We start from the raw sequence: 14,007 nt of genomic DNA, 5'->3' as shown, positions 1-14,007 counted from the left end.
ATGAAAGTTCGTGCTTCCGTCAAGAAATTATGTCGTAACTGCAAAATCGTACGTCGCGAAGGTGTTGTACGTGTGATTTGTAGTGCCGAGCCAAAGCATAAACAGCGCCAAGGCTGATTTTCACATATTTTTCTTGCAAAGTCGGGTTGAGCTGGCTAGATTAGCCAGCCAATCTTTTGTATGTCTATGCGCTGCCATTTGAGTATCCTGAAAACGGGCTTTTCGGCATGGGGCGCATATTTAAATAGTAGGAGTGCATAGTGGCCCGTATAGCAGGCATTAACATTCCTGATCAAAAACACACCGTGATTGCATTAACTTCAATCTACGGTATCGGCAAGACTCGCTCCCAGGCCATCTGCGCCTCTGCGGGTATCGCTGAAAATGTTAAGATCAGTGAGCTGTCTGAAGAACAAATTGACACGCTGCGTGATGAAGTTGCTAAGTTCGTCGTTGAAGGCGATCTGCGTCGTGAAGTCACCCTGAGCATCAAGCGTCTGATGGACCTTGGTTGCTATCGTGGTTTGCGTCATCGTCGTGGTCTTCCGGTTCGCGGTCAGCGTACCAAGACTAACGCACGTACCCGTAAGGGTCCGCGTAAACCGATCAAGAAATAATCGGGGTGATTGAATAATGGCAAAGGCACCAGTTCGTGCACGTAAGCGTGTAAGAAAACAAGTCTCTGATGGCGTGGCTCATGTCCATGCATCTTTTAACAACACCATCGTGACTATTACCGATCGTCAGGGTAACGCGCTGGGTTGGGCAACGGCCGGTGGTTCCGGTTTCCGTGGTTCTCGTAAATCTACGCCGTTCGCTGCGCAGGTCGCTGCAGAACGTTGCGCAGAAGCCGTGAAAGATTACGGTATTAAGAACCTGGAAGTTATGGTTAAGGGTCCGGGTCCAGGCCGCGAATCTACGATTCGTGCTCTGAACGCTGCTGGTTTCCGCATCACTAATATTACTGATGTGACTCCGATCCCTCACAACGGTTGTCGTCCGCCGAAAAAACGTCGCGTATAACGCTCGTTTTTAGGAATGTTGGAGAAAGAAAATGGCAAGATATTTGGGTCCTAAGCTCAAGCTGAGCCGTCGCGAGGGTACAGACCTGTTCCTTAAGTCTGGCGTTCGCGCGATTGATACCAAGTGTAAGATTGAACAAGCTCCTGGCCAGCACGGTGCGCGTAAACCGCGTCTGTCTGACTATGGTGTGCAGTTGCGTGAAAAGCAGAAAGTTCGCCGTATGTATGGTGTTCTGGAGCGTCAGTTCCGTAACTATTACAAAGAAGCCGCTCGTCTGAAAGGCAACACAGGTGAAAACCTGCTGGCCCTGCTGGAAGGTCGTCTGGATAACGTAGTTTATCGTATGGGCTTTGGCGCTACTCGTGCAGAATCACGTCAGTTAGTTAGCCATAAATCTGTACTGGTAAACGGTCGCGTTGTTAGCATCGCTTCTTATCAGGTAACTCCGAATGACGTTGTTAGCATCCGCGAGAAAGCCAAAAAGCAGTCTCGCGTTAAAGCCGCTCTGGAGCTGGCTGAGCAGCGTGAAAAGCCAACCTGGCTGGAAGTTGATGCAACTAAGATGGAAGGTGTGTTCAAGCGTATTCCTGAACGTACTGATCTGTCCGCGGACATTAACGAACACCTGATCGTCGAGCTTTACTCCAAGTAAAGCTTAGTACCAAAGAGAGGACACAATGCAGGGTTCTGTGACAGAGTTTCTAAAACCGCGCCTGGTAGATATCGAGCAAGTGAGTTCGACGCATGCCAAGGTGACCCTTGAGCCTTTAGAGCGTGGCTTTGGCCATACTCTTGGTAACGCACTGCGCCGTATTCTGCTTTCATCCATGCCGGGTTGCGCGGTGACCGAGGTTGAAATTGATGGTGTACTGCATGAGTACAGCACCAAAGAGGGTGTACAGGAAGATATCCTGGAAATCCTTCTCAACCTGAAAGGCCTTGCGGTAAGAGTTCAGGGCAAAGATGAAGTTATTCTTACCTTGAATAAATCTGGCATTGGCCCTGTGACTGCAGCCGATATCACCCATGATGGTGATGTCGAAATCGTCAAGCCGCAGCACGTGATCTGCCACCTGACCGATGAGAACGCATCTATTAATATGCGTATCAAAGTTCAGCGCGGTCGTGGTTATGTGCCGGCGTCTGCCCGAATTCATTCGGAAGAAGATGAGCGCCCGATTGGTCGTCTGTTAGTCGACGCCTGCTACAGCCCTGTAGACCGTATAGCCTACAATGTTGAAGCAGCGCGCGTAGAACAGCGTACCGACCTGGACAAGCTGGTCATCGAAATGGAAACCAACGGCACTATTGATCCTGAAGAAGCGATCCGCCGTGCGGCAACCATCCTGGCAGAACAACTTGAAGCTTTCGTTGACTTACGTGATGTACGTCAGCCGGAAGTTAAAGAAGAGAAACCAGAATTCGATCCGATCTTGCTGCGCCCTGTTGACGATCTGGAATTGACTGTCCGCTCTGCTAACTGCCTTAAGGCAGAAGCTATCCACTACATCGGTGATCTGGTACAGCGTACCGAGGTTGAGCTGCTTAAAACGCCTAACCTTGGTAAGAAATCTCTTACCGAGATTAAAGATGTGCTGGCGTCACGTGGTCTGTCACTGGGCATGCGCCTGGAAAACTGGCCACCAGCTAGCATTGCTGATGAATAAACCGATCACAGGTTAAGGTTTCACTGAGAAGGATAAGGTCATGCGCCATCGTAAGAGTGGTCGTCAACTGAACCGCAACAGCAGCCATCGTCAGGCTATGTTCCGCAACATGGCTGGCTCTTTGGTTCGTCATGAGATCATCAAGACGACCCTGCCGAAAGCAAAAGAGTTGCGTCGTGTAGTTGAGCCGCTGATTACTCTTGCCAAGACCGACAGCGTAGCTAATCGTCGTCTGGCATTCGCCCGTACTCGTGATAACGAGATCGTGGCAAAACTGTTTAACGAGCTGGGCCCGCGTTTTGCGAGCCGTGCCGGTGGTTACACTCGTATTCTGAAGTGTGGCTTCCGCGCTGGTGACAACGCTCCGATGGCTTACATCGAGTTGGTTGATCGTCCAGAGCTGACAGCAGAAGCTGTTGCAGAGTAATCTGTAGCAACGTAGAAAAACCGGGCTTGCCCGGTTTTTTTATATCCAAAATTCCTCATACTTCCCCGCTGACATTTGGTTAAACTATTCATAGTTCATTTCCGCACAGGAGAAGATGATGTGGTTTATAGACCAACTCGTTGAACAACACATTCGTGAAGCGCAAGCCAGTGGTGAGCTGGATAACCTGCCTGGTCAGGGAAAGCCGCTTATCCTCGATGACGACAGCCATGTTGCGCCAGAGTTGCGTGCAGCATATCGGCTGTTGAAGAACTCCGGCTATCTGCCTCCCGAGCTGGAGATGAAACGCGAAGCGATCGAGCTGGATTGCCTGCTTCAATCGCTCGATCCTGCCGACGATCGCTATCAATCGCATGTTAAACGTCTGCGGCTGCTGGAAATAAAACTGACCCAGGCCGGTCTGAGTACCGCTTTTCTTAACGGTGAATACCGTAATCACGTAAAGCAACGCCTCGCAGGAGACAAATAATGTTTCGCATTGGACAGCTGGCAAAACTAGCGGATGTGACGCCAGATACCATTCGTTACTATGAAAAGCAGCAGATGATGGATCATAAGGTGCGAACCGAAGGCGGCTTCCGCCTGTATACCGAACAGGATTTGCAGCGACTTAAATTTATTCGCTACGGTCGTCAGCTAGGGTTTACCCTTGAATCGATCCGCGAGCTGTTGTCGATCCGCGTCGATCCAGAGCATCACAGCTGCCATGAATCTAAAACCATCGTGCAGAACAGGCTGAATGAAGTAGAGGGGATGATTGCGGAGTTGCAACATATGCAGCGTTCACTTCAGCGACTTAACGACGCCTGTTGTGGCGCCGATCACAGCAGTGTTTACTGTTCGATACTGGAAGCGCTGGAACAGGGTGCGACCACCGTTAATGCGCAAGCTAATTGAAAATTGCGCCAATCGGGTCTATATTCTGCGCGTTAATCACAAAGGAGCATCATGATGACCGCTTATCAGCACAAAAAAGGCCAGATACAGCACAACGCCATTGAGGCGCTATTGCACGACCCACTGTTTAAACCGCGTATCGAAGTCAATCAGAAAGGAAAAGGCAGCTATCGACGTAAAGACAAACACGCAAGGAAAGGTAACTGGGAGGCCAGTGGTCAGTATCCGCAACGGATATTTACCACTGGCCTTCTGGTTTCGGGCGCCGTTTTCGCCGCCGTTGCCGCGGTTAAGGACGGCTGTTTTGTTCTTTCAGCAGGTCACGGATTTCAGTAAGCAGAACTTCCTGCGCCGGGGTTTTTGCCGGAGCCGCTTCTTTCTTTTTATGCAGTTTGTTCATCAGCTTAATTGCCAGGAAGATGGCAAAGGCGACGATAACAAAGTCGAACACCGTCTGCAGAAAGACGCCGTACTGCATAATCACTGCGGGAGTTTCACCTTCTGCCGGTTTCAGCACCCAGGCGAACTGTTTGAAATCCACCCCGCCAATCAGTAACCCCAGCGGCGGCATAATAATATTTGCTACCAACGCTGAAACGATCTTACCGAACGCTGCACCGATAATTACACCAACTGCAAGGTCGACAACATTGCCGCGCATTGCAAACTCGCGAAACTCTTTGAATAAACTCATTCTTCTCTCCTTTCCTGTGCCAATGGCTAAAGTCTAACAAACGATTCACCTTTTGCCATCGCTGCACAGGAATAACTGGAAAATACCTGCAGAGGCGCCGTTTCAGCTCCCCTGTAAAACATTGGCACGGGCGGCGAGAGCACCGCCCCTGGAGATCAAAGGAAGAACGGGCTGGGCTGGAACAGGCGCTCGACATCCGGGACAAACTTCTTGTCTGTCAGGAACATAATAACGTGGTCGCCCTGTTCAATACGCAAATTGTCGTTGGCGATCATTACATCATCACCGCGCACAACGGCGCCGATAATGGTGCCTGGCGGCAGTTTGATATCATCAATTAAGCGGCCAACCACGCGCGAGGTAGTTTCATCGCCATGGGCGATCGCTTCAATCGCTTCGGCGATACCACGACGCAGTGACGATACGCTGACGATATCCGCTTTGCGCACATGACCCAGCAGGGCGGAGATGGTTGCCTGTTGGGGGGAAATAGCGATATCAATCACGCTGCCCTGCACCAGATCGACGTAGGCTTTACGCTGGATCAGCACCATCACTTTTTTCGCCCCCATCTTCTTCGCCAGCATGGCGGACATGATGTTAGCTTCATCATCATTGGTGACGGCAATAAACAGATCAACCTGATCAATATGCTCTTCTGCCAGTAACTCCTGATCCGAAGCATCGCCGTAGAACACGATGGTGTCCTGTAGATGTTCGGCCAGCTCGGCGGCGCGTTGCTGATTACGCTCAATCAGTTTCACGCTGTAATTTTTTTCCAGCTTCTGCGCCAGACCAAAACCAATATTGCCGCCACCGACCAGCATAATACGTTTGTAAGGCTTTTCCAGTCGCTGCAATTCACTCATTACTGCGCGAATATGCTGACTGGCGGCAATAAAGAACACCTCATCACCAGCTTCAACGATGGTTGAACCCTGCGGACGAATCGGACGATCCTGGCGAAAAATCGCCGCCACGCGTGTATCAATATGCGGCATATGTTCGCGCATAATTGACAGGGCATTACCCACCAGCGGACCGCCGTAATAGGCTTTCACCACCGCCAGGCTGACTTTCCCTTCGGCAAAGTTTACCACCTGCAAGGCGCCCGGGTATTCGATCAGGCGATAGAGATTGTCGATAACCAGCTGTTCGGGGGAGATCAGATGGTCGATTGGGACTGCTTCGGGCATAAACAGCTTGTCGGCGTCACGGATATAGTCGGGCGCACGGATACGCGCAATACGGTTTGGCGTATTGAACAGCGAATAGGCCACCTGGCAGGCGACCATATTGGTTTCATCCGAGTTGGTTACCGCAACCAGCATATCGGCATCTTCGGCCCCGGCTTCGCGTAATACACGCGGATGTGAGCCATGTCCCTGCACCACGCGCAGGTCAAATTTGTCCTGTAGCTGGCGCAGGCGAACGCCGTCAGTATCGACCACGGTTATATCGTTGTTTTCACCAACCAGGTTTTCTGCCAGCGTTCCGCCAACCTGTCCGGCACCAAGAATGATTATTTTCATCGTCTTTCCAGCTTATCCCGTGACTGATTGCCTGAGCGGGTAATCAATTTTTTATCAGCTTTGCGTAAAAGAAACCATCTCCGCCTTGCGGATGCGGGAAAACTTGCAGACCTGGCAGACCGTCGTCAGCAATCGGCTGCAGTTTCGCATCAGCATGGCGGGCGAGAAACGCGCTAACCTGCTGATGGTTCTCTTCCGGCAGAATCGAGCAGGTGGCGTACAGCAGAGTGCCGCCTGATTTCAGCTGCGGCCACACGGCATCCAGAATTTCCTGTTGCAGGGCTGCGAGCTCAGCGATATCGCGGTCGCGGCGCAGCCACTTAATATCCGGATGGCGACGAATAACGCCGGTTGCGGAGCAGGGCGCATCAAGCAGGATGCGATCAAATTGCAACCCTTCGCACCACTGCTGCGGATAACGGCCATCGCCGGCTTTCACCGTGGCGCTCATCCCCAGGCGCGCCAGGTTCTCATTCACACGTGTCAGACGCTGTTCATCGATATCGACAGCCATCACTTTGGCCAGTGGCGCGGCTTCAAGAATATGAGTGGTTTTGCCACCCGGTGCGGCGCACAGGTCGAGGATCGATTCGCCGTTCTGCGGATCGAGCAGCGCAATACAGCCCTGTGCTGAGGCATCCTGCACGGTCACCCAGCCCTGGTCGAAACCGGGCAACTGATTAACCGAGCAGGGTGCATCAAGGCGCAGCGCGTCCAGGTGTTCAGTATGTGCTTCAGCTTCTTTACCCGATGCCTGTAGCAGAGCCAGCCAGGCGTCGCGGCTGTGATGCTGACGGTTAACGCGTAACCACATCGGCGGACGCTGGTTATTGGCCTCAACAATCTGCTGCCAGTTCTCTGGCCATGCACGTTGCAGACGTTCCAGCAGCCACTTCGGATGCAGATATTTATGCGGGCCGTCGTTCATTTCCAGCATCAGCGCTTCCTGCTGGCGCTGGAACTGGCGCAGTACGCCGTTAATCAAACCTTTCAGCGCCTGACGCTTCAGCACCACCGCACCTTCAACGGTTTCTGCCAGGGCGGCATGGGCCGGAATGCGGGTATACATCAACTGATACAGGCCGACCATAATCAGAAAGTGGATAGTACGCTGTTTGCCGGTCATCGGACGCGACATCAGTTTATTAATAATCCACTGCAGCTGCGGCAGGGTGCGCAGCACGCCGAAACAGAGTTCCTGCAGCAAAGCGCTGTCTTTTTCTGACAGTGATTTCTGTGCTGCCGGCAGGACATTACTTAATGATTGTCCCTGCTCGACAACGCGCTCAATAGCTTGTGCCGCAAGGCTGCGGAGGTTGGTCTGTTTTTTCATTGTTTGAGTCATCAATAAACAAAAGCCCGACCTGAGGCCGGGCTGAAGAATCAGGCAAGGATATTGCCCTGTATGAACCATTCACGGCGGGAGTTCAGGATATCCTGCGCTTTCATCGCTTTTTTGCCAGCTGGCTGCAGTTCGGTAATATTCAGTACGCCGTCAGCGGTGGCGATCTGAATACCATTTTTGTCGGCATGCAGAATTTCGCCTGGCTGGCTGTTCGCCTGATGTGGCAGCACTTGTGCCTGCCACACTTTAACCGGCTGATCTTCAATCTGGAACCAGCTCATCGGCCATGGATTAAAGGCGCGAATGCAACGCTCGAGCTGAGCGGCGGAGAGTGACCAGTCGAGCTTAGCCTCTTCTTTACTTAGCTTCTCTGCATAGTTCGCTGCGGTTTCATCCTGAACTTGCGGCTGTGCACTGCCATTAGCCAGTTGCTCAATGGTGGCGAGCATACCGGTCGGACCCAGCTGGGCCAGCTTATGATAGAGCGTGGCGCTGGTATCGCTGGCTTCAATCGGACAGGAGAGCTTATACAGCATATCGCCGGTATCGAGACCAACATCCATCTGCATAATGGTAACGCCGGTTTCGCTGTCGCCGGCCCACAGTGAACGCTGAATCGGCGCGGCGCCGCGCCAGCGTGGCAGCAGAGAACCGTGCACGTTAATACAGCCAAGACGCGGCATATCCAGCACCGCTTTGGGCAAAATCAGTCCGTAAGCGACAACTACCATCAGGTCGGCATGCAGATCGGCGACCAGCTGCTGATTCTCTTCAGGACGCAGTGATTTTGGTTGAAACACCGGAATATCATGCTCCAGCGCCAGCGCTTTTACCGGGCTGAGCGTCAGTTTGTTACCGCGACCCGCCGGACGATCCGGCTGGGTAAAGACAGCCACAACCTGATGTTCTGAGGTTAACAGCGCAGCGAGATGCTGCGCGGCAAAGTCAGGGGTTCCGGCGAATATGATTTTCAACGAATCGGACACAGTATTCCCTTCGCAAACAGAGCTATCAGTCACGCGCGGTAAGGCGCGCCAGTTTTTCCAGTTTCTGGCGGATACGCTGACGTTTCAGCGGCGAGAGATAGTCGATAAACAGTTTACCGACCAGGTGATCCATTTCATGCTGAATACAGATCGCCAGCAGGCCATCGGCTTGCAGCTCAAAGCTGTTGCCATCACGGTCCAGCGCACGTACTGTGACAAATTCGGCACGCGGCACCAGTGCACGCTGTTCCGGGATCGACAGACAGCCTTCTTCAATGCCGGTTTCACCACTTTTTTCCAGCATTTCCGGGTTAATCAGTACTAAGCGCTTGTCGCGCTCTTCTGACACATCAATCACGATGATACGCTGATGGATATCAACCTGAGTTGCCGCCAGACCGATGCCTTCTTCGGCATACATGGTGTCAAACATATCATCCACGATGCGCTGGATTTTGGCATTCACTTCTTTAACGGGTTTAGCGACGATGCGAAGGCGATCGTCCGGATAATGTAATACCTGCAAAACTGACATATCGTTCCAGATCTGTGTTCAAGGGATAAAAGAATTATTACTCTTATTGTAGACATTTCAGGCGCTGATTGACAGCATTCCTGCTGATGAGCAGCGTACTGTCACGCTGACGTTTACAAGGAAAGTAACGTGACCTCAACCGAGATCTGGCTTCGGCTCTCTGGCGTACGCGGACTGCGCGGCAATCGGCTGTTACAGGCCGCCAGCACGCTGATTTTAAACCAGAGTCTTTCAGCCGACGCATTGCTGGCCGCCGGACTGGATGCTGAGCAGGCGGCGCAGTTTCTGCGCTTTAACCCATATGAGCTGGAGCTGACATTGCACTGGCTGGAACAGCCGCAGCACCATCTGTTAACCGCCGACCATCCGCTGTACCCGCCGCAGCTGAAAAATATCGCCCGCCCGCCGACCTTGTTATTTGTCGCCGGCCATCCTGCTTTATTGTCATCAACGCAGCTGGCGGTGGTTGGCAGCCGCCGTTGCAGCCATTATGGCCGTGAGTGGGGAAGCTGGTTTACCCAGGCGCTGGCATTGAGTGGCCTGACAATTACCAGCGGGATGGCGTCAGGAATTGATGGTGTGGCGCATCGCGCGGCGCTGGATGTGCAGGGTAAGACTATTGCGGTATTAGGTAGCGGCCTGACGAAGCTCTATCCGCGACAGCATACCGCTCTCGCAAGCGAAATTATCACCGCGGGCGGCGCGCTGGTGTCAGAGTTTCTGTTATCCGCCGCGCCACTGGCACTGCACTTCCCTCGACGTAACCGCATTATCAGCGGGCTGAGTTGCGGCGTACTGGTGGTGGAGGCCTCCTTGCGTAGCGGTTCGCTGGTTACTGCACGCTATGCGCTGGAGCAAAACCGTGATGTTTATGCACTGCCAGGTGCACTGGGAAATAGCGGCAGCGAGGGAGGACACTGGCTGATCCAGCAGGGGGCATTATTAGTGGCGCACCCCAACAATATTATCGAACAAATCACCAGCGACTTTAACTGGCTGCCTTTTTTAGCGCCGGAGGCAATATATTCTTCAGACAATGCTGATGTTTCATTGCCATTTGCTGATGTGTTGGCTAACGTAGGAGATGAGGTTACACCTGTTGACGTCGTCGCTGCACGTGCCGGCCAACCTGTGCCAGCCATCGTAGCTAAGCTGCTTGAGCTGGAGTTAGCAGGGTGGATCGCAGCTGTACCCGGCGGCTATGTCCGATTGAGGAGGGCATGCCATGTTCGACGTATTAATGTACTTATTTGAAACCTATATCCACAACGAAGCAGAAATGCGCGTTGACCAGGATAGATTGACTGATGACTTAACCGATGCAGGGTTTCATCGTGAAGATATTTATAATGCGTTGAACTGGTTGGAAAAACTGGCTGATTATCAGGACGGGTTAACCGCACCGATCCAGCTGGCAAGCGATCCGTTGTCAATGCGTATCTACACCGAGGAAGAGAGTCAGCGCCTCGATGCCAATTGCCGTGGTTTCATCCTGTTCCTGGAGCAGATTCAGGTACTTAATCTCGAAACCCGGGAAATGGTTATCGAACGTATTATGGCTTTGGATACCCTCGAGTTCGATCTGGAAGATCTTAAATGGGTCGTGTTGATGGTGCTGTTTAACATCCCGGGATGTGAAAACGCCTATCAGCAAATGGAAGAGCTACTTTTCGAAGTCAATGAAGGAATGCTGCACTGAAGATTGCCTTCGTGTACACAACGCTATGAATAAAACAGCGCTTTTCGCTGTGCGAAAAAATGAACCCTGCCCTCAGTGTGGGGCAGAACTGGTTATCCGCTCCGGGAAACACGGTGCGTTTCTCGGTTGCTCAGATTATCCAACCTGCGACTATATTCGTCCGCTTAAAAGCCAGGCCGACGGCCATGTGGTGAAAGTCCTTGAGGGGCAAAGCTGTCCCGCATGTCAGTCTGATCTGGTATTGCGACAAGGGCGCTACGGGATGTTTATCGCCTGTAGCAACTACCCGCAGTGCGAACATACTGAAGTGATCGACCGGCCGGATGAGACCACCATCGCCTGTCCGCAATGTCAGCAGGGCAAACTGGTGCAGCGTCGTTCGCGTTATGGCAAAACGTTCCACTCGTGCGATCGTTATCCTGATTGCCAGTTTGCCGTGAACTTTACCCCGGTTGAAGGCGAGTGTGAGTTTTGCCACTTCCCTCTTCTTATTGAGAAAAAAACCGCCAAAGGCTTAAAGCGTTTTTGCGCCAGCAAGGCGTGCAGTAAGCCGGTTACCGCAGGAATAAGCAGTGAAGAATGATCTTTTAGCTGGCTCGCTCGAGTCATGTGTTGCCCAACTTCAACAGCAAGCCGTCATCGCCTATCCTACCGAAGCGGTATTTGGTCTGGGTTGCGATCCGGACAGTGAGAGCGCGGTGCTGAAATTACTGGCGCTGAAACAGCGCCCGGTAGAAAAGGGGCTAATTTTAATTGCCGCGGATTATCAGCAGCTGCAACCTTATCTGGCGGATGAGCTACTGTCGGATAAACAACGCCAGCATATGTTTTCCAGCTGGCCGGGGCCGGTTAGCTGGATTGTGCCGGCAGCGGCGAATACGCCACGCTGGCTGACCGGGCGTTTCACTTCGCTGGCGGTGCGCGTTAGCGATCATCCGGATGTGCAGCGATTATGCCGGGCGTTCGGCAAGCCGCTGGTATCAACCAGCGCTAATTTAACCGGTGCGGAGCCATGTCGCACGGCGGCTGAAGTGCAGGCGCAGTTTGGTGCTGACTTTCCGCTGCTGGTGGGCAATACCGGCGGGCGGTTAAATCCGTCAGAGATCCGTGATGTGATAACTGGCGAACTGATCCGTCAGGGGTAATCAGCAGTAAAGGAAGAGTATGGAAACGTTTGCCGTATTTGGTAACCCAATTAGTCACAGTAAATCGCCACGCATTCATCAACTGTTTGCGCAGCAGACCGGTATTGAACATCCTTATGGTACGGTTTGTGCACCTGTAGATGGTTTTGCTGCGAGTCTGAAACGGTTTTTTGCCGGGGGCGCGCATGGCGCCAATATCACGCTGCCGTTTAAGCAGGAAGCGTTTGCCCTTGCCGACCAGCTGACCGAACGTGCGGCATTAGCAGGCGCGGTCAATACGCTGAAGATTGATAACCAGGGGCATCTGTTAGGGGATAATACTGACGGCATCGGCCTGTTAACCGATCTTCAGCGTCTCAATTTGATCAGTACCGGCGACCGGATCCTGTTGATCGGCGCTGGTGGCGCAGCACGCGGAGTGATCCTGCCGTTGTTGTCGGCGGGCTGTGCGATCACGCTGACCAACCGCACCTTAAGCCGTGCTGAAGAACTGGTTACTCTGTTCCGTGATAGCGGCGCGGTGGATGCGCTGGCTCTCGATCAGCTGGATGGTCAGCAGTTTGATCTGATTATCAATGCCACTTCCAGCGGTGTGGCGGGCGAGATCCCGGCATTACCGGCTTCGTTAATTGGTGCTGATGTGCGTTGCTACGATATGTTTTACCAGCCCGGGCCGACGCCTTTCCTGAAATGGTGTCAGCAGCTGGGCGCTACGCAGATGGCTGATGGGTTAGGCATGCTGGTGGGACAAGCCGCACATGCCTTCCTCCTGTGGCATGGCGTCTTGCCAGACATTACCCCGGTGATTGCGATCCTGAAACGCGAACTGTCGGCATGAATCAGGCGATCCAGTTCCCCGATCGTGAAGAATGGGACAGCGATCGCCACGCCGTCTGTTTTCCGGCGCAGGTAAATGGCATCAATCTGACCTGTGCCATCTCTGGTGTCACCCTGCAACAGCGTTATGGTAGCGATATGTCTGAGATCGAACTGTTCAGAGCACATCGCTGGGATCTTGAGGAACAGGCAGAGCAGTTGATCGCTCAACAGCAAGAGGACGATCAGGGCTGGCTCTGGATCTCCTGAGCTAAATAGTCATCTTTCCAGCCAACATAGTTATTCGCGGAATAGAGCAGCCCGGCAATTTCTTTCTCGCTAAGTGGTCTCGCCTGCCTGACCGGGCTACCTATATAGAGGTAACCACTCTCAAGACGTTTGCCAGGCGCCACCAGACTGCCGGCGCCAATCATCACATCATCTTCTATAATGGCGCCGTCGAGAATAATCGACCCCATGCCAACCAGCACGCGGTTGCCAATGGTACAGCCATGCAGCATCGCTTTATGTCCCACCGTGACATCCTCGCCAATGATCAGTGGATTGCCTTCCGGGTTATACGATGACTTGTGTGTAACATGCAGCACGCTGCCATCCTGAATATTGCTGCGCTTGCCAATCACGACTTTATTAACATCACCACGAATAACCACCAGTGGCCAGATACCAACATCATCGGCCAGCGACACGTCACCGACCACTACACTCGACGCATCTACCATGACGCGCTCACCTGACTGTGGAAATAGTTGCTTATAAGGGCGTAATACCGCGGACATAAAATCATTCTCCTGAGATGTGATGATCGAAGGGTAGTGTGCTTGTTGCTTTATTATCAACTTCAGCCGTTTATTGTGCGGCAAAAATGTGCGGATCGAACGAGATCGCAGCGAAAAGATTGAAATCTCAGCAACCAGAATAAAAGATCGAGAAAAGGCTTGTGGATTAAATCCGGATCCCTATAATGCGCAACCACTGAGACGGAACAACGGCTTACACAGCGGCGGCTCAGGAGGTTCAGGAAGTTCTGAACCGCCGGAGAAAAACTTCTGAAAACGGGGTTGACTCTGAGGGAGGAAAGCGTAATATACGCCACCTCGCAACAGCAAGTTAAACCGCTGATTGCACTGCTCTTTAACAATTTATCAGACAATCTGTGTGGGCACTCGCAGGGTTGATATCGCAAACCATCTCCGGAT

21 protein-coding genes are annotated in these 14,007 nt (G+C 52.6%); 15 read left to right on the top strand and 6 right to left on the bottom strand.

Annotated features, from left to right (window positions below):
- The 9 genes from rpmJ (at position 1) to N5923_RS07885 (ending at position 4,371) form a co-directional block, all read left to right on the top strand.
- Positions 1–117, top strand: coding sequence for a 50S ribosomal protein L36 (gene rpmJ, locus N5923_RS07925; protein WP_013204118.1), 117 nt, complete (start codon positions 1–3; stop codon positions 115–117).
- 143 nt (positions 118–260) lie between these two features.
- Positions 261–617, top strand: a complete 357-nt coding sequence (rpsM, locus tag N5923_RS07920; protein WP_267140863.1) for a 30S ribosomal protein S13 — start codon at positions 261–263, stop codon at positions 615–617.
- Positions 618–633: 16 nt separating this feature from the next.
- Positions 634–1,023 (top strand): 30S ribosomal protein S11, encoded by a 390-nt coding sequence (gene rpsK, locus N5923_RS07915; RefSeq protein ID WP_004160563.1) that lies wholly within the window; start codon positions 634–636, stop codon positions 1,021–1,023.
- A 31-nt stretch (positions 1,024–1,054) separates the two neighbouring features.
- Positions 1,055–1,675 carry a 30S ribosomal protein S4 gene (rpsD, locus tag N5923_RS07910; protein ID WP_017799036.1) on the top strand — a complete coding sequence of 207 codons (621 nt, stop codon included), beginning with the start codon at positions 1,055–1,057 and terminating at the stop codon, positions 1,673–1,675.
- Between the two features lie 25 nt (positions 1,676–1,700).
- The gene (locus N5923_RS07905) at positions 1,701–2,690 is read left to right on the top strand and encodes a DNA-directed RNA polymerase subunit alpha (protein WP_232761535.1); all 990 of its coding nucleotides are present in this window, start codon (positions 1,701–1,703) and stop codon (positions 2,688–2,690) included.
- Positions 2,691–2,730: 40 nt separating this feature from the next.
- A complete protein-coding gene (gene rplQ, locus N5923_RS07900) occupies positions 2,731–3,117 on the top strand; it encodes a 50S ribosomal protein L17 (protein ID WP_267140862.1) in 387 nt (128 codons plus the stop codon).
- 118 nt (positions 3,118–3,235) lie between these two features.
- Positions 3,236–3,607, top strand: a complete 372-nt coding sequence (locus N5923_RS07895; RefSeq protein ID WP_267140880.1) for a DnaJ family domain-containing protein — start codon at positions 3,236–3,238, stop codon at positions 3,605–3,607.
- Positions 3,607–4,035, top strand: a complete 429-nt coding sequence (gene zntR, locus N5923_RS07890; protein WP_267140861.1) for a Zn(2+)-responsive transcriptional regulator — start codon at positions 3,607–3,609, stop codon at positions 4,033–4,035. The genes N5923_RS07895 and zntR overlap by 1 nt, the downstream gene beginning before the upstream one ends.
- Positions 4,036–4,089: 54 nt before the next feature.
- Positions 4,090–4,371, top strand: coding sequence for an alternative ribosome-rescue factor A (locus N5923_RS07885; RefSeq protein WP_267140860.1), 282 nt, complete (start codon positions 4,090–4,092; stop codon positions 4,369–4,371).
- On the opposite strand, the gene mscL is transcribed toward N5923_RS07885, so the two are convergent.
- The 5 genes from mscL to def all read right to left on the bottom strand — a co-directional run bounded on the left by mscL (position 4,325) and on the right by def (position 9,127).
- Entirely contained in the window at positions 4,325–4,729 is a 405-nt protein-coding gene (gene mscL / locus N5923_RS07880; protein WP_267140859.1) for a large-conductance mechanosensitive channel protein MscL, read from the bottom strand. The two genes, N5923_RS07885 and mscL, sit on opposite strands and share 47 nt — an antisense overlap.
- A gap of 155 nt (positions 4,730–4,884) precedes the next feature.
- The gene (trkA, locus tag N5923_RS07875; protein ID WP_017803686.1) at positions 4,885–6,261 is read right to left on the bottom strand and encodes a Trk system potassium transporter TrkA; all 1,377 of its coding nucleotides are present in this window, start codon (positions 6,259–6,261) and stop codon (positions 4,885–4,887) included.
- A 43-nt stretch (positions 6,262–6,304) separates the two neighbouring features.
- On the bottom strand, positions 6,305–7,594 hold the full coding sequence (gene rsmB / locus N5923_RS07870) for a 16S rRNA (cytosine(967)-C(5))-methyltransferase RsmB (RefSeq protein WP_267140858.1): 1,290 nt from the start codon (positions 7,592–7,594) through the stop codon (positions 6,305–6,307).
- A 50-nt stretch (positions 7,595–7,644) separates the two neighbouring features.
- On the bottom strand, positions 7,645–8,592 hold the full coding sequence (fmt, locus tag N5923_RS07865) for a methionyl-tRNA formyltransferase (protein WP_267140857.1): 948 nt from the start codon (positions 8,590–8,592) through the stop codon (positions 7,645–7,647).
- 25 nt (positions 8,593–8,617) lie between these two features.
- Positions 8,618–9,127, bottom strand: coding sequence for a peptide deformylase (def, locus tag N5923_RS07860; protein ID WP_267140856.1), 510 nt, complete (start codon positions 9,125–9,127; stop codon positions 8,618–8,620).
- A gap of 129 nt (positions 9,128–9,256) precedes the next feature.
- Between def and dprA the strand changes: the two genes are divergently transcribed.
- Genes dprA through N5923_RS07830 form a run of 6 tightly spaced genes read left to right on the top strand, consistent with a single transcriptional unit; the run spans position 9,257 to position 13,057 of the window.
- Positions 9,257–10,381: a DNA-protecting protein DprA gene (gene dprA / locus N5923_RS07855; protein WP_267140855.1), complete on the top strand. Its 1,125-nt coding sequence runs from the start codon at positions 9,257–9,259 to the stop codon at positions 10,379–10,381.
- Positions 10,353–10,826: a DUF494 family protein Smg gene (gene smg, locus N5923_RS07850; protein ID WP_026112067.1), complete on the top strand. Its 474-nt coding sequence runs from the start codon at positions 10,353–10,355 to the stop codon at positions 10,824–10,826. The genes dprA and smg overlap by 29 nt, the downstream gene beginning before the upstream one ends.
- 25 nt (positions 10,827–10,851) lie before the next feature.
- Positions 10,852–11,409 carry a DNA topoisomerase family protein gene (locus N5923_RS07845; protein ID WP_267140854.1) on the top strand — a complete coding sequence of 186 codons (558 nt, stop codon included), beginning with the start codon at positions 10,852–10,854 and terminating at the stop codon, positions 11,407–11,409.
- Positions 11,399–11,971: an L-threonylcarbamoyladenylate synthase type 1 TsaC gene (gene tsaC, locus N5923_RS07840; RefSeq protein WP_267140853.1), complete on the top strand. Its 573-nt coding sequence runs from the start codon at positions 11,399–11,401 to the stop codon at positions 11,969–11,971. Before N5923_RS07845 ends, tsaC begins: the two co-directional genes overlap by 11 nt.
- 19 nt (positions 11,972–11,990) lie before the next feature.
- On the top strand, positions 11,991–12,809 hold the full coding sequence (gene aroE, locus N5923_RS07835) for a shikimate dehydrogenase (protein WP_267140852.1): 819 nt from the start codon (positions 11,991–11,993) through the stop codon (positions 12,807–12,809).
- Positions 12,806–13,057, top strand: a complete 252-nt coding sequence (locus tag N5923_RS07830) for a DUF1488 family protein (RefSeq protein WP_267140851.1) — start codon at positions 12,806–12,808, stop codon at positions 13,055–13,057. The genes aroE and N5923_RS07830 overlap by 4 nt, the downstream gene beginning before the upstream one ends.
- Here the strand turns inward: N5923_RS07830 and N5923_RS07825 are convergent.
- The gene (locus tag N5923_RS07825; protein ID WP_267140850.1) at positions 13,033–13,587 is read right to left on the bottom strand and encodes a gamma carbonic anhydrase family protein; all 555 of its coding nucleotides are present in this window, start codon (positions 13,585–13,587) and stop codon (positions 13,033–13,035) included. The genes N5923_RS07830 and N5923_RS07825 overlap by 25 nt on opposite strands.
- Between the last annotated feature and the right edge of the window lie 420 nt (positions 13,588–14,007).

The sequence above is a fragment of the Winslowiella arboricola genome (assembly GCF_025527015.1).
GTDB lineage: Bacteria > Pseudomonadota > Gammaproteobacteria > Enterobacterales > Enterobacteriaceae > Erwinia > Erwinia arboricola.
The sequence above is the reverse complement of the archived record's forward strand: the minus strand, read 5'-3'. Positions and strand labels throughout refer to the sequence as shown.